The organism is Pseudomonas sp. LBUM1662 (genome assembly GCF_059695915.1).
The window spans coordinates 2,951,992-2,966,635 of the sequence record NZ_CP166793.1 but is presented as its reverse complement, the minus strand read 5'-3'; the positions used below and the strand labels follow the sequence as shown (position 1 = coordinate 2,966,635).

12 protein-coding genes are annotated in these 14,644 nt (G+C 61.5%); 9 read left to right on the top strand and 3 right to left on the bottom strand.

Features of this window, described 5'->3' with window-relative positions:
* Position 1: 1 nt before the first annotated feature.
* The 5 genes from ACA049_RS13450 to ACA049_RS13430 are packed head-to-tail and all read left to right on the top strand — an operon-like array spanning position 2 to position 4,573.
* Positions 2-364: an STAS domain-containing protein gene (locus tag ACA049_RS13450; RefSeq protein ID WP_109632121.1), complete on the top strand. Its 363-nt coding sequence runs from the start codon at positions 2-4 to the stop codon at positions 362-364.
* Entirely contained in the window at positions 361-765 is a 405-nt protein-coding gene (locus tag ACA049_RS13445; protein ID WP_010460966.1) for an anti-sigma regulatory factor, read from the top strand. The genes ACA049_RS13450 and ACA049_RS13445 overlap by 4 nt, the downstream gene beginning before the upstream one ends.
* Positions 762-1,772: an ATP-binding protein gene (locus tag ACA049_RS13440; protein WP_497336859.1), complete on the top strand. Its 1,011-nt coding sequence runs from the start codon at positions 762-764 to the stop codon at positions 1,770-1,772. Before ACA049_RS13445 ends, ACA049_RS13440 begins: the two co-directional genes overlap by 4 nt.
* Complete coding sequence (locus ACA049_RS13435; protein ID WP_497336155.1) at positions 1,765-2,640, top strand: sensor histidine kinase; 876 nt, start codon at positions 1,765-1,767, stop codon at positions 2,638-2,640. Before ACA049_RS13440 ends, ACA049_RS13435 begins: the two co-directional genes overlap by 8 nt.
* Complete coding sequence (locus ACA049_RS13430; RefSeq protein WP_497336153.1) at positions 2,630-4,573, top strand: PAS domain-containing hybrid sensor histidine kinase/response regulator; 1,944 nt, start codon at positions 2,630-2,632, stop codon at positions 4,571-4,573. Before ACA049_RS13435 ends, ACA049_RS13430 begins: the two co-directional genes overlap by 11 nt.
* A gap of 97 nt (positions 4,574-4,670) precedes the next feature.
* On the opposite strand, the gene ACA049_RS13425 is transcribed toward ACA049_RS13430, so the two are convergent.
* The 3 genes from ACA049_RS13425 to ACA049_RS13415 form a co-directional block, all read right to left on the bottom strand.
* Complete coding sequence (locus tag ACA049_RS13425) at positions 4,671-7,307, bottom strand: excinuclease ABC subunit UvrA (protein WP_497336151.1); 2,637 nt, start codon at positions 7,305-7,307, stop codon at positions 4,671-4,673.
* Positions 7,308-7,463: 156 nt separating this feature from the next.
* The gene (locus tag ACA049_RS13420; protein ID WP_497336149.1) at positions 7,464-9,575 is read right to left on the bottom strand and encodes a hybrid sensor histidine kinase/response regulator; all 2,112 of its coding nucleotides are present in this window, start codon (positions 9,573-9,575) and stop codon (positions 7,464-7,466) included.
* A 268-nt stretch (positions 9,576-9,843) separates the two neighbouring features.
* A complete protein-coding gene (locus tag ACA049_RS13415; RefSeq protein WP_497336147.1) occupies positions 9,844-10,533 on the bottom strand; it encodes a GntR family transcriptional regulator in 690 nt (229 codons plus the stop codon).
* 140 nt (positions 10,534-10,673) lie between these two features.
* Between ACA049_RS13415 and ACA049_RS13410 the strand changes: the two genes are divergently transcribed.
* Genes ACA049_RS13410 through ACA049_RS13395 form a run of 4 tightly spaced genes read left to right on the top strand, consistent with a single transcriptional unit; the run spans position 10,674 to position 14,544 of the window.
* Complete coding sequence (locus ACA049_RS13410) at positions 10,674-11,759, top strand: ABC transporter ATP-binding protein (protein ID WP_497336145.1); 1,086 nt, start codon at positions 10,674-10,676, stop codon at positions 11,757-11,759.
* 1 nt (position 11,760) lies between these two features.
* Positions 11,761-12,678, top strand: a complete 918-nt coding sequence (locus ACA049_RS13405) for an ABC transporter permease (RefSeq protein WP_497336143.1) — start codon at positions 11,761-11,763, stop codon at positions 12,676-12,678.
* Positions 12,675-13,463 carry an ABC transporter permease gene (locus ACA049_RS13400; RefSeq protein WP_438659045.1) on the top strand — a complete coding sequence of 263 codons (789 nt, stop codon included), beginning with the start codon at positions 12,675-12,677 and terminating at the stop codon, positions 13,461-13,463. Before ACA049_RS13405 ends, ACA049_RS13400 begins: the two co-directional genes overlap by 4 nt.
* 19 nt (positions 13,464-13,482) lie before the next feature.
* Positions 13,483-14,544, top strand: a complete 1,062-nt coding sequence (locus tag ACA049_RS13395; protein WP_497336141.1) for an extracellular solute-binding protein — start codon at positions 13,483-13,485, stop codon at positions 14,542-14,544.
* Positions 14,545-14,644: the final 100 nt, after the last annotated feature.

Genomic DNA, 14,644 nt, shown 5'->3' with positions numbered 1-14,644 from the left:
GATGGATAGAATTCCAATTCTGCAGATGGGCGACCTTCTGCTGGTGACCATCCAGGTCGACATGCACGACCAACTGGCCCTGACGCTTCAGGACGATCTCTCCGAGCGCATCAGCAAGACCACGGCGCGTGGAGTCCTTATCGATATCTCCGCCCTGGACATGGTCGACTCGTTCATTGGCCGCATGATCGGGACGATTTCCGGGCTGTCGAAAATCATGGACGCCGAAACCGTGCTGGTGGGCATGCAGCCCGCCGTCGCCATTACGTTGGTCGAACTGGGCCTGACCTTGCCCGGCGTCAGCACCGCGCTGAACGTCGAGCGCGGGATGAAACTGCTTCAGGATCGAGTACGCGAGCAATGACCCTGCGCAGCAGCGGCACTCAGCCGATTCAGATCGAGCAGGACGTGGTTCTGGCCCGACAGACTGCGCGCAAGCTGGCCACGGAATGCGGCATGCGCCTGATCGACCTGACCAAACTGGTGACCGCCGTCAGCGAGCTGGCGCGCAACACCATGGTGTATGGCGGTGGCGGCGACATGGACTGGCAGATCCTCGACGAAAATTCGAGGGTCGGTTTGCGCCTGACCTTTCGCGATGAAGGCCCGGGCATCCCGGACATCAAACTGGCCATGACCGACGGCTGGACCTCCGGCAGCGGCCTGGGCCTTGGCCTGACCGGCGCCAAACGATTGGTGGATGAGTTCGAACTGGACACCGTGCCCGGCCAGGGCACTCGCATAACGATCACCCGATGGACATGAACATCACAGGGTCGCTGACCCAAGTGCTGTTGATCGAAGACAGCAGCCAGATCGGCTTTGCCCGGCGCACTGCGCAGAGGCTCGCCGAAGACAATGGTTTCGACGCGACGGATGCCGGACGTGTCGCGCTGGTGGCCACTGAATTGGCCAGCAACGTACTCAAGCATGCAACACGGGGCGAATTGCACCTGCGGATCCTGCCGGGTAAAAGCGCCACTGGCATCGAAATGCTCGCGGTGGACCGTGCCCAAGGCTTTGACCTGCAAGCGTGCATGACTGACGGTTTTTCCACGGGAGGCACTCAGGGCATCGGACTCGGCGCGGTGTCGCGCCAGACCGAGGTCTTCGATGTTCACACCGACTCGCGCGGCACCGTGTTGCTGGCCCGCTTGTATCCGCGCGCCAGCAAGGATGCGGACTTGCGCATCGGCATCAGCCAGCACTCGCTGCACAACGACCCGGCGTGCGGCGATGTCTGGCACCTGGCGTTCGATGGGGCGAACCTCAGTGTCCTGGTGATCGATGGCCTGGGCCATGGCGAAGAAGCCGAACGTGCCGCCCGCGCCGGTGAAAAAGCCTTCGCCCTGGCACCGTTTGCCTCGCCCGTGTTCCTGCTCGAAGACATTCACCACGCCATGATCGGCACCCGCGGCGGCGCCCTGGCGATTGCCCAGTTCGACGGCTACCGCAGCACCCTGAAATTTACCGGCATCGGCAACATCGGCGGCAGCCTGATCAGCCTGGACAAGTCCCGCGGCCTGGCATCCCACCCCGGGATCGTCGGCGGGCAATACCGCAAAGCCCAGCCTTTTGATTATGCTCACGTGAACGGACATCTATTGATCATGTACAGCGACGGCCTGCAGTCCCGTTGGAACCTGCACGACTACCCTGGCCTGGTGCACCGTCATCCCGCCGTGATCGCCGCGGTCCTGCATCGCGATTTCTGCCGCGGCCGGGATGATGTAACCGTACTGGTGATTGCGCTGGAGGCCGCCCATGGCTGAGTCGCCCTTGCAACCGATCGACGAACAATCGGCGCTGATCGAGCGCTTGCAGAGTGAATCCGCTGCGCTGCGCGAAGAGCTCGACGAAACCAATCAGGGCGTGCTCGCGCTCTACGCCGAACTCGACAACCAGGCTGAAGAACTGCGCCAGGCGTCGGACCTCAAAAGCCGCTTTCTGTCGTATATGAGCCACGAGTTCCGCACGCCGCTGGGCTCGATCCTGAGCATCGCGAGCCTGCTGACCGATGAACTCGACGGCCCGCTGAGCCCCGAGCAACACAAGCAGGTCGCATTCGTCAGCACCGCCGCGCGGGAGCTGAGCGACATGGTCGACGACTTGCTCGACCTGGCAAAAATCGAGGCCGGGCGGATCACCATCTCGCCTGCATGGTTCGATATGTTCGACTTGTTCGCCGCCCTGCGCGGCATGTTTCGGCCGATCGTCGACGCTTCGGCGGTGGACCTGATCTTCGAAGAACCGGTGGGATTGCCGCGCCTGTACACCGATGACAAGAAGCTGGCGCAGATCCTGCGCAACTTCATTTCCAACTCGCTGAAGTTCACCACTCGCGGCGAAGTGCGGGTCTCGGCCTCGCTCGAAGGCTCAAACCAAGTACGTTTTGCCGTCACCGATACAGGAATAGGTATCGCTGCCGAGCTACATGGCGCATTGTTCGAGGACTTTTCCCAGGTCGACTCGCCCCTGCAAAAACGCTTGCGCGGTACCGGTCTGGGTTTGTCTTTGTGTAAACGCTTCGCCGCACTGCTGGGTGGTGAGGTCGGGGTCGAGAGTACGCCGGGGGTCGGTTCGACCTTTTTCGTGATCATCCCGCTGGCCATCGCCATGGAGCCTGCCGATGAAACGTGACATTCGCCTGTTGATCGTCGATGACAACGTCGCCACCCGCTACGCCCTGCGCCGGCGCCTGGAGCCGCACGGCTACATTGTGCTGGAGGCCGGAACAGGCGGTGATGGCCTGGCGCTGATCGACAGCGAATGGATCGATGCGCTGATTCTGGACGTCAACCTGCCCGACATGAGCGGCTTCGACATTGTCCGCAAACTGCGTTCGGAACCTGCCACGGCGTTGCTGCCGGTGATCCATGTGTCAGCGGCGTCGATTCAGACTGGCGACATCATCACCGGCCTGGACGCCGGGGCCGATGCCTACCTGATCCATCCCGTGGACCCGGACGTGTTGCTGGCGACCCTGCGCACCTTGCTGCGGGTGCGTGATACGGAAAACGCCCTGCGTGAAAGCGAGGCGCGTTTTCGCGAGATTTTCGTCAACGTCTCGGCGCCCATCGCGGTGCTGGACGCACAATTCAAAGTCCATGAATGCAACCATGCCTTCTCCCGATTGATTCAGGACAACCGCGACCCGGACTCGTTGCGCGAATGCTTCGCCGACCAGCAGGAGACGATCCTTGATGAACTGCGCCTGCGACTGACTGCGGGGGAACGCTGGAAAGGCACGCTGAACATGCGCATCGAGGGCGAGCTGCGGGAAACCGAGTGGCAGATTTCGCCCTATCGCACCCCCGAGTTAAGCCTGGTGTTCGTGGAGGATTTCACCGAGCATCGTCACCGCGAACGCTCGCACCTGGCCCGTCTCGACGACGCCACGTCGCAACTGGAACACGAGATCGCCGCGCGCGTGCGCACCGAAAGCCAGTTGCTGCAAGTGCAGAAAATGGACGCACTGGGCAAGCTCACCGGCGGCATCGCCCATGACTTCAACAACCTGCTGACCGGCATCATCACCAGCCTGGAACTGATCCAGAAACGGGTGGCGGATTCGCGTACCGACAAGGTCCAGCTCTACGCCGAAGCGGCGCTGAACTCAGCCATGAGCGCCGCGTCCCTGACCCATCGTTTGCTCGCCTTCGCCCGCCAGCAACCGCTCAACACGCGGCCCGTGGACATCAACGAACACATCCGCTCCCTCGAAGAATTGCTGGTGCGCACCATCGGCGAACACATTGCGTTGAAGCTCGAACTGACCTCCAAGGCCGCCATTGCCCTGGTCGATCCGATCCAGCTGGAGAGCGCCGTGCTCAACCTGGTGATCAACGCGCGCGATGCCTTGCCCCAGGGCGGGAATATCTGGGTCAGCACTTACGCGGCGTATTCGCGCGGCGATCTGAAACTGGCAGACGGGGCGTACGTCGTGTTGTCAGTGCGCGATGACGGGACGGGCATCGAGCACAATGTGATCGACAAGGTCTTCGACCCGTTTTTTACCACCAAGCCACTGGGCCAGGGCACCGGGCTGGGGTTGTCGAGTATTTACGGGTTCGCCCGGCAATCGGGTGGCGACGCGCACATCCGCAGCGTCGCCCGTCGCGGCACCGAAGTGACCATCATGCTGCCCGCCAGCGCCGATCCGACTACTGCGCAAGCAGAACCGGCGAGCGTCGATCAACAGGGCTCGGGCGAGCATGTGTTGATTGTCGAAGACATGCCGTCGGTGCGCATGTTCGTCACCGAGGTGTTGGTGGATGCCGGCTACCGCTGCACGCAAGTGGGCGATATCGAAGGCGCGCTTGAACGCCTGAAAAACGACCCCTCGATTGATCTGATGCTGACCGACGTGGGCCTGCCGCGCATGAACGGCCGGGAACTGGCGGATGTCGCCCGGGGCTGGCGTGAAGGCTTGCCGATCTTGTTTATGACGGGTTACGCGGAAAACGCCATTAACCGCCAGGTGTTCCTCGGTGATGGCATGGAGATGCTGATCAAACCGTTTCAGATCAATGAGCTGCTGGACAAGGTCCGGCGCACGCTCGACTGCGCCTGACAGGCCGCCTTCGCGAGCAAGCCCGCTCCCACATTGGATCGCATTCCCTGTGGGAGCGGGCTTGCTCGCGAAGAGGCCAGCAAAATCACCACATCTCTCAAACTGCGCCGAGGACCCGGGCCAGGAACGGGGCCGTGCGGCTCTTCTTGCTCTTGGCCACTTTCTGCGGCGTACCGGCAACGACGATTTTCCCGCCTTGATCCCCCGCCCCCGGCCCGATATCGATCACCCAGTCACTCTGCGCAACCACGCGCATCTCATGCTCAACGACAATCACCGTGTGCCCCGCCGCTACCAGCGTGTTCAACTGTTCAAGCAGCCGGTCAACGTCCCGTGGATGCAAACCGGTGGTCGGCTCGTCGAGCACATACAAGGTCGCGCCACGCTGGTTACGTTGCAGCTCGGTCGCCAGTTTGATGCGCTGGGCTTCGCCGCCCGAGAGCTCCGTGGCCGGCTGGCCGAGGCGCAAATAACCCAGGCCGATATCACGCAGCACTTCCAGCGAACGGCGAATGCCCGGTTGCTCGGCGAACACTTCGACCGCCTCATCCACCGTCAACTGCAACACCTGTGCAATGTTCAAACCTTGCCAGATGATCGCCAGCGTCTCGGGGTTGTAGCGAGCGCCATGGCAGGTCGGGCACGGCGCATAGACGCTGGGCATGAACAGCAACTCAACGCTGACAAACCCCTCGCCTTCGCAGGTCGGGCAACGGCCCTTGGCGACGTTGAAGGAGAACTGCCCGGCGTCATAACCCTCGGCTTGCGCCTGGGGTGTGGCGGCGTACAGTTTGCGCACGTTATCGAACAATCCGGTGTAGGTCGCGAGGTTCGAGCGCGGCGTACGGCCGATGGGTTTCTGATCGACCTGCACCAGGCGCCTGATCGATTCCAGCCCGGCCGTGACCTGACCGCCGCTGACCTGCGGCGCATCGTCTTCAAGGCTCAGCTCTTCAGGCTCGCTGGCACTGACGCCACGCCCCAGATGCGCGCCGACCAATTCCAGCAACGCCTGGCTGACCAGGCTTGATTTGCCGGAACCGGACACACCGGTCACCGAGGTGAAACAGCCCAGCGGAAACTCGACGCTGAGGTCGTTCAGGTTGTTGCGTGTGATGCCTTCCAGGCGTAGCCAGTCGGTCGGCTTGCGGCTGGTTCTGACATCAGTGACCTGCTCGGCGAACAGGTAGGCGCGGGTCTGGGAGTCCTTGATGCCCTCCAGTCCCCGCGGCGGTCCGCTGTACAGAATCCGCCCGCCATGCTCACCCGCCGCCGGGCCGACATCGATCAGCCAGTCCGCACGACGCATGGTTTCCAGATCGTGTTCGACCACAAACAGCGTGTTGCCGGCCGCCTTCAAGCGTTGCAACGCTTCGAACAGCGCCTCGCCATCCGCCGGATGCAGACCCGCCGACGGCTCGTCCAGCACATAGATCACGCCGAACAACTGCGAACCCAATTGAGTGGCCAGGCGCAACCGCTGCAACTCGCCGGACGACAGCGTCGGCGTGCTGCGTTCCAGGGCCAGATAACCGAGGCCCAGGTCGGTCAACGTGCTGACCCGCTCCAGCAAGTCCTGGGCGATCCGTTGCGCGGCCAGGCGTTTTTCCACCGACAGATTAGGCGTATGCCGCACGTCCGGCGCGTTGGCATGGGCGCTGGCGCCGTGGGCCACGCGCTGTTCACGGGCTTCGCGCGTCTGGTTGTGAGTCAACACCTCGCCCGCCTCATCGGCCTGTTCCAGGTAACTGTGCGCCGCCACCGGTTTCAGCACCTCGGCCACTTGCAGCAGCGGCATCTGCGACAGCTCGCCGATGTCATAACCGGCAAACGTTACCGACAACGCCTCGCGCTTGAGCCGTTTGCCGTCGCACAACGGGCAAGGGCTGCCGAGCATGAATTGCGCAACGCGCTTCTTCATCAGTGCACTTTGCGAGTGGCTGAAGGTGTGGAGGATGTAGCGTCGGGCGCCGGTGAAGGTCCCTTGGTAACTGGGCTCCATTTTGCGTTTGAGCGCGACTCTGGTTTCTTCGGGAGTGAGCCCGGCATACACCGGGACAGTCGGGGTTTCCTCGGTGAAGAGAATCCAGTCACGCTGTTTTTTCGGCAGTTCGCGCCAGGGTTTATCGACGTCGTAGCCCATGGTCACGAGGATGTCGCGCAGGTTCTGGCCTTGCCACGCCGTGGGCCAGGAAGCCACCGCGCGTTGGCGGATGGTCAGGCTCGGATCGGGGACCATCAGGGCTTCGGTGACTTCATAGACCCGGCCGAGGCCATGGCATTCGGCGCAGGCGCCTTGAGGTGTGTTGGGCGAGAAGTCCTCGGCGTACAGCATCGGCTGCCCCGGCGGATAGCTGCCCGCCCGCGAGTACAACATGCGGATCAGGCTCGACAGCGTCGTCACGCTGCCCACCGAAGAGCGTGTACTCGGCGTGCCGCGCTGCTGTTGCAAGGCCACGGCCGGTGGCAGGCCTTCGATGGAATCGACGTCCGGCACGCCGACCTGATCGATCAGCCGCCGTGCATACGGCGCCACGGATTCGAAATAGCGGCGCTGTGCTTCGGCATACAGGGTGGAAAACGCCAGCGACGACTTGCCGGATCCCGAGACGCCAGTGAACACCACCAGGGCATCCCGGGGAATGTCGACATCAATGTTCTTGAGGTTGTGTTCCCGGGCACCGCGTACCCTGACCATGCCGGAAGGAGGGTTGGAGGTGCGCTTTGAAGTCATCGGGAGCCCTTAATAAATAACTGGAAAAACATAGACCCCCTGTGGGAGCGGGCTTGCTCGCGAATGCAATTTAACATTCAACATTGATGTCGACTGACACGACGCTTTCGCGAGCAAGCCCGCTCCCACAGGGGGATATTCCCACAGCGGATGTGGTCAGCCGCTGAGGACAGTACGGATCATCTGCGTCAGCGCTTCGGGCCCATAAGGTTTGCTCAGCAAATGGGTATCCGGGCTGAGTTGGTGATTGCGCGAAATGATGTCCCGGGTGTGGCCGGAGGTAAACAGCACCGCCACCGGAGGAGTCTGCACCTTGGCCCAGGCCGCCAGGTCCGAGCTTTTGATCAGGCCGGGCATGACCACGTCGGTGAAAATCAGGTTCACCGCCACGCCTTCCAGCAACATCTGCATCGCCTGGTCACCGTTCGCCGCGGTCAGGACCTGATAGCCCTCTTCGCTCAGTAACTCCACCGCCGAGCTGCGCACCGCTTCGTTGTCCTCGACCACCAGAATGGTTTCGTGCCCACCCCGCCGAGGTGAATCCGGCTGCGTTTTTTCGCTGAGCAGCGCACGCAAACTGCGTGGGAAGTAAAGCTGCACCCGAGTGCCCTGCCCGACCTCGCTGGACATTTCGATGTGCCCGCCGCTCTGCTTGACGAAACCGAACACCATGCTCAGCCCCAGCCCCGTGCCTTGACCGTCACCCTTGGTGGTGAAGAACGGCTCGAACGCCTGCCCAAGCACTTCGGGTGACATGCCGGCGCCGGTGTCGGCCACCGCGACCCGCACATAGTCGCCGGCCACAATGCCCTTACCGGCACAGAATTTACGGTCGAGCGCCACATTCTCGGCGCTCAGCTCAATGGTCCCCTCGCCCTGCATCGCGTCACGGGCGTTGATCGCCAGGTTGAGAATGGCGTTTTCCAGTTGGTTGCGATCGACGTTGATGTGCCAGGGCTCTTTCGGCACCTGCGCAGTGATCTGGATGGTTTCCCCCAGCGCCCGCTGCAACAACTCGCCCAGTCCTTCAAAGATCTGTTGTGGATCGCACACCGCTGGCGACAGCGGTTGGCGGCGGGCAAACGCGAGCAATTGCGAAGACAGTTTGGCGCCGCGCTCGACAGCCGCAATCGACGCACTGACCCGGCGCTGCACGTTGGCGTTGTCCGGCTCATGCCGCGCCAGCAAGTGCAGATTCCCGGCAATTACCTGCAGCAGGTTGTTGAAGTCGTGGGCCACGCCGCCGGTGAGGCCGCCGATGGCTTCGAGTTTCTGCGATTGGCGAAGTTGTTCTTCCGCCGCCAGCCGCGCGTCGACTTCGTCGGCCACGCGCTGCTCCAGGTTGCGGGTGAATTTGAGCAGCGATTCTTCAGCCATCTTGCGTTCATGAATGTCGATCAACACGCCGGGGAAGCGGAACGGCTCGCCCTTTTCATTGAACTCGCAGCAGCCACTCGCCTGCACCCACAGATAGCTGCCGTCAGGGCGCAGAACCCGATACTCGGCATTGAACGGCTCACCGGTGGCTACCGACTGACTGACTTGTTCCTGGACCCAACTGCGGTCGTCAGCGTGAATCTTGGCTTCAGCAATGTCGGTGGGCAGGTCGGCAAGGTTCTGCTCGCTGGGGTAGGAAAACGTGCGGGCGAAGCGCTCGTCGCCGGACAGCACATTGCCCTTGATGTCCCAGACGAACGAACCGAGCAAAGCGCCGGCATTGAGCGCCAGCCGCACCCGTTCGTTGTCGGCGCGATAAGCGTCTTCGGCTTCCTGGCGCCGGCGCTCGGAAATCACATGCTCAGTGGTGTCAACGACCATCGCCATGACCCCGGCCGGGTAACCTTCATCATTGGCGACCGGGCTGTAATAGAGGTCCAGCCAGACATCCTCGGGGACCCCGTTGCGCAGCAACTCCAGCTCTTTATTGCGATAGGACAAGGTGCCGCCCGCCAGGCAGGTATCGACCACATGGCGATTGAACTCGGCCACCTCCGGCCAGCCCAGCTCCACCGGAGAGCCCAGCAGATAAGGATGGCGTCCACCGGCGAATTGCGAGTAGGCATCGTTATAGATCATGTAACCGGCATGGCCCCAGAGCATCACCATCGGCAGTGGCGACGCGAGCATCAACTGCACCGTGCTGCACAGGCTGGCGGGCCAGGCGTCGATGTGTCCAAGCTCGGTATGGCTCCAGTCGAACGCGCGAATGCGCCCGGCCATTTCACCGTTCCAGCCGGCACACCCGTGGCTATCAGATAGAAACTGCATCGGCTGGCTTTATGTCCCTGTGATTGGCTGGCTAGCGGGATCGCAACGACGCGAGGACGGCGCGGGTCCGTTTGTTTCGAGCATCGTCGACGCCAATGGTTTCATAGAGATTAGCCGATTCTTGATCTGCAGATTTATTGTGGACTTGCCCGACGACGCCCCTGTAATTGGATGGACTCGCCCAAGCCGAGGCGTCAATGCGCCACGGTGGCAGTCTAAGCAGCCAACGACAGCGAGGGCGAGTCCATCCAATTACAGATCTCGGAGACTAAACCTCGATTAAGTGCTTGAGCGGGTGGTAACCGGTTTTCAGTGTGGCGGCGACGTCGAGGATTGCCTTCTCGATGCCATTCAAATGCATGCAGGTCAGTTCGATCGCCGCGCTTTGATTGCCGGCCTCGATGTACTCGATCAGCCGCAGGTGTTCGTCGTCGCGGCACGCCTCGTGGCTGTCGTCATCCAGCGCGGCGGCGTACAGCGAGGCGCGGGAAATCAGTTTCTGGAACCAGTCCAGCAACACCGGGTTATTCAGGCTTCGCGCGAGTTTGAAGTGGAACTCGCCAAGCAGATGAATCAGCCGTTCATGGTCGCCACTGCGGTGCGCTTCATCTTCCAGCAACAGGTGATCGCGCAGGTCCTGGGTCACCGCGGTGTCCCGTCGACGGCAGAGTTCGCTGACGATACCGATTTCGATCAGCCGCCGGGTTTCGAACAATGAGCGGATCTCTTCGTCGCTGGGCAACGACACCGACGCCCCTTTATTGGGCTCGGTGGTGACCAGTCCATCCGCTTCCAATTGCTTGAGCGCGGCACGAACCGACGTGCGGCTGACATTAAAAAGTTCGGCCAGCGACGCCTCGCCAAGCTTCATCCCAGGCCGTAACGAACGTTTGCTGATCGCCTCGTAAACCCCTTGGTAGACGCGGTCGACCGTGGTCTCGAGTTTCTTCTCGGTCATTTCAACCCTCCTTTAGCGCTAAACAACCGGCCCCAGGCGATGAGCTGCCTTTGAAAAAGGGGGTTGCACGGGCAGATTAATCCGGTTATTTGTAGATTGCATCCAGATATTGCATACAATAAATAGAGGAACGCACCAATATGGGTCATCCAATAGCAATCGAAGTGCGTAACGTATACAAGCGGTATTCCGACGATCCGGGGCTGGCTCCAGCCCTCGACAACGTATCAGTCGACATTGCCGACAACGAATTCTTCACCCTGCTCGGCCCTTCCGGCTGCGGCAAAACCACCCTGCTGCGCACCATCGCCGGCTTCGAGCATGTCAGCGAAGGCGAGATCCGTCTGGCTGGCGAACCGGTCAATGATTTGCCGCCGTTCAAGCGCCGCGTCAACACGGTCTTCCAGAGCTACGCGCTGTTTCCGCACATGAGTGTCGCGCAGAATATCGCCTTCGGCCTCGAGATGCAGGGTCTTGATCACAAGCAAATTGCACAGCGTGTCGATGAGATGCTGGCGCTGGTGCAAATGCAACACCTGGCCAGGCGCAAACCGGCCGAATTATCCGGCGGTCAGCAGCAACGCGTGGCCCTGGCCCGGGCCCTGGCGCCGAAACCCAAAGTGCTGTTGCTGGATGAGCCACTGTCGGCGCTGGACCTCAAGCTGCGCAAGGAAATGCAGGTCGAACTCAAGCGCGTGCAGAAGGAAGCCGGCATCACCTTCATCTTCGTCACCCACGATCAGGAAGAAGCGCTGACGCTGTCCGATCGCATTGCCGTGATGTCCGCCGGCAAGATCCTGCAGATCGGCACGCCCAACGATATTTACGAACGCCCGCAACATCAGTTCGTCGCCCAGTTCATTGGCGATATCAACTTCCTCCCCGGCCACCTCAAGCGCGGCCAGCAGAACGAAAAACTCTTCGTGCCGAGCGGTATGCCCGTGGAAATCCCCTGCCCGGCTCAAGGCTTCGACGGCGCCAACGTGCAACTGGCCTTCCGTCCGGAGCGTTCGCAACTGGTCGATCCGGCGCAACCGCATCACTTGCGCGGGGTGATTGAAGCGGTGTTGTACGTCGGCACCGCGACCCTTTACCAATGCCGGTTGAACAACGACATCAAAGTCATGCTGCGCGAGAACAATGAAGGCCTGAACCGCGGCCGGGTGGTCGGTGATCGTGTCGCGGTCAATCTGCCGCCCCACGCCTGTCTGTTGATGGAGGCCTGAGATGAGCGTCAGCAGCACTTCTCCCGCCCTCAACCGCGTGCTGTTGCTCAGCCCGGTGGTTCTGACTTTGCTGGCATTGATCGCCATTCCGCTGGGCATCATGGGCTACATCAGCCTGTTGCCACGCAACGTGTATGGCGGCGTCGACTGGCAGGCCGACTGGCAATTGCAAAGCTACGTGCAACTGTTTTTCCAGGAGGGATTCGACGGCGAACTGGAACTGAACTGGGTCTACGCCCAAGCGTTGTTGCGCTCGGTGTTCCAGGCCGGCGGCACCACGTTGCTGTGCTTCCTGTTCGGCTTTCCGGTGGCGTTGTGGATGTCGAGCCTGACCCCGCGTCGACGCAACCTCATGGTCTTGCTGATCACCATTCCGTTCTGGACCAACCTGCTGATCCGCAACTACGCGTGGCTGATCATCCTGCGCGAGCACGGCTGGGTTGCGCAAAGCCTCAACGCGCTGTTCCCGCAGGCCGGCGGCATCACCCTGCTCTACAACGACTTCGCGGTCAGCGTCGGGCTGGTCTACAGCTTCCTGCCGTTCATGATTTTGCCGATCTACTCGACCCTGGAAAAACTCGACTGGCGCCTGGTAGAAGCCGCCTACGACCTCGGTGCCAATCGCTGGCACGCGCTGAAGCGGATCATCCTGCCGCTGTCGATGCCGGGGGTGATTGCCGGTGCGCTGCTGGTGTTTGTGCCGAGCCTCGGCGCCTTCATTACCCCGGCGATTCTCGGCGGTGGCAAGACGCTGATGATCGGCAACCTGATCCAGCAACAGTTCGGCACCGCGCGCAACTGGCCGCTGGGCAGTTCGCTGTCGTTCCTGTTGCTGGGGATTCTGCTGCTGTCGCTGGTGGGCTATGCGCTCTATAGCCGCAGCGCCGCCAAAACGCTACGTCGGGGAGCCACCGCATGATTGCCCTGCACCTGAAAAAACTGCCGCTGACCCGCGAAGTCAGCCTGCTGATCCTGGCCTATCTGTACGTGCCGATCTTTGTGCTGATCGCCTACAGCTTCAACGCCAATCGCTCGGCGACGGTGTGGACCGAGTTCTCGTTCGACTGGTACGCAAGAATTGTGGCCAACCCGTCGATCCAGACCGCAGCGTTGAACTCGATCATCGTCGCCAGCATCGCCACGGTCTGCGCCACGGCGATTGCCCTGCTCGCGGCGCTGGCGACGTACCGGCCGTTCTATGGGCAGAAGATGGTCGAGGGCGGGATCAACCTGCCGCTGATCCTGCCGGAGATCGTCACCGCAGTGGCCACGTTGCTGCTGTTCATGGCGCTGGGAATCAAGCTCGGTTTGCTGACGGTGATCGTCGCGCACGTCGGCTTCTGCATTCCTTTCGCGTACCTGCCGATTCGCGCACGCCTGAATGATCTGGACAAGAGCCTGCTCGAAGCGGCGAACGACTTGTACGCCAACCCGTGGCAGGTATTTCGCCGGGTCACGCTGCCGCTGTTGTGGCCGGCGGTGCTGTCCGGTTCGGTGCTGGCGTTCGTGGTCAGCCTCGACGATTTCATCATGACTTTCTTTGTCGCCGGGCCGGGTTCGACCACCTTGCCGGTGTACATCTTCTCGGCGATCAAGGCCGGCGTGACGCCGGAGATCAACGCGATCTCGACCCTGATGCTGGTGATTTCCATCGTGCTGGTGGTGCTGGCCTTCTGGCTGGGACAGCGCGGCAAAAACCAATAATCCTGGAGCGCACAAAAACATGAAAATGAAAAAAATGTGTTTCGCCGTCACCGGTCTGGCCCTGAGTTGCTTCACCGCACTTACTGCGTTCACCGCACAGGCCGCCGAGCCCAAGGAATTGTTCTTCTACAACTGGACCGATTATTACCCGGTCGACTTGCTGGCCAAGTTCGAAAAGGAGACCGGGATCAAGGTCACCATGGACGGCTACGACAGCAACGAAACCCTGCTGGCCAAGTTGCAGGCGGGGGGCGCGGCGTATGACGTGATCGTGCCGTCGCAGTCGATCATGCGCACCTTGATCAACCAGAACTTGCTGCTGCAAATCGACGCCTCCACCCTGCCCAACTTTCAATACGTGAAACCCGCGTTCCGCGACCCGGTATTCGACCCCGGCCGCAAGTTCTCCGCGCCGTACTTGTGGGGCACCACCGGGTTCTCCTATGACAGCGCGCGGGTGCCTGGCGGCAAGCTCGATGACTCGTGGAAAGAGTTCTTCGAACCGCGCAAGGAACTGCAAGGACAACTCGCCGCCCTCGACACTTCCAGCAGCGTAATCAACGCGGCCAGCCATTACTTGAACGTCGACGAATGCAGCGAAAATCCGCAGGACGCCAAGCGCATCCTCGAACTGCTGCAAAAACAGAAACCGTTCCTGAAGATGTACAGCTCGGACAACACCGTCGACCGCATGGCCTCCGGTGAAGTGATCATGATGCAGAACTGGAACGGCTCGACCGCACGGGCCACGTTGCAGAAAAGCACCATCAAGTACGTGTACCCGCGCGAAGGCCTGGCGATGTTCCAGGACAACTTCGCCGTGCCGAAAAGCGCGCCGCATCCGGACAACGCGAAGATTTTCATCGACTGGATGATGAAACCGGAAAACGCCGCCGCCGTGTCCAATGCCATTGCCTACGCCAACGGCATCCAGAGCGACAAGCTGCTGGACGCCAAGTGGAAAGTCATGGACGCCATCAACATGCCCGACGAATTCGCCTCGCGCTTGCGCCCGGAAAAAGAGTGCAGCAACAAGGCGCGGGAGCTGCAGGATCGGGTTTGGTCAAAGCTCAAGGGCTGATCCGGGACCGAGTCGCGGCCTTCGCGAGCAAGCCCGCTCCCACAGGGGAACGCATTCCAAATGTGGGAGCGGGCTTGCTCGCGAAGAGGCCCGCCCAAAC

Bases quoted from the DNA above. Each gene is read 5' to 3' on its own strand.
- ACA049_RS13415 (WP_497336147.1), bottom strand. From the start codon at position 10,533: ATGACCGAGAAGAAACTCGAGACCACGGTCGACCGCGTCTACCAAGGG.
- ACA049_RS13430 (WP_497336153.1), top strand. From the start codon at position 2,630: ATGAAACGTGACATTCGCCTGTTGATCGTCGATGACAACGTCGCCACC.
- ACA049_RS13400 (WP_438659045.1), top strand. From the start codon at position 12,675: ATGATTGCCCTGCACCTGAAAAAACTGCCGCTGACCCGCGAAGTCAGC.
- ACA049_RS13425 (WP_497336151.1), bottom strand. From the start codon at position 7,307: ATGACTTCAAAGCGCACCTCCAACCCTCCTTCCGGCATGGTCAGGGTA.
- ACA049_RS13445 (WP_010460966.1), top strand. From the start codon at position 361: ATGACCCTGCGCAGCAGCGGCACTCAGCCGATTCAGATCGAGCAGGAC.
- ACA049_RS13395 (WP_497336141.1), top strand. From the start codon at position 13,483: ATGAAAATGAAAAAAATGTGTTTCGCCGTCACCGGTCTGGCCCTGAGT.
- ACA049_RS13435 (WP_497336155.1), top strand. From the start codon at position 1,765: ATGGCTGAGTCGCCCTTGCAACCGATCGACGAACAATCGGCGCTGATC.
- ACA049_RS13405 (WP_497336143.1), top strand. From the start codon at position 11,761: ATGAGCGTCAGCAGCACTTCTCCCGCCCTCAACCGCGTGCTGTTGCTC.
- ACA049_RS13450 (WP_109632121.1), top strand. From the start codon at position 2: ATGGATAGAATTCCAATTCTGCAGATGGGCGACCTTCTGCTGGTGACC.
- ACA049_RS13440 (WP_497336859.1), top strand. From the start codon at position 762: ATGAACATCACAGGGTCGCTGACCCAAGTGCTGTTGATCGAAGACAGC.
- ACA049_RS13410 (WP_497336145.1), top strand. From the start codon at position 10,674: ATGGGTCATCCAATAGCAATCGAAGTGCGTAACGTATACAAGCGGTAT.
- ACA049_RS13420 (WP_497336149.1), bottom strand. From the start codon at position 9,575: ATGCAGTTTCTATCTGATAGCCACGGGTGTGCCGGCTGGAACGGTGAA.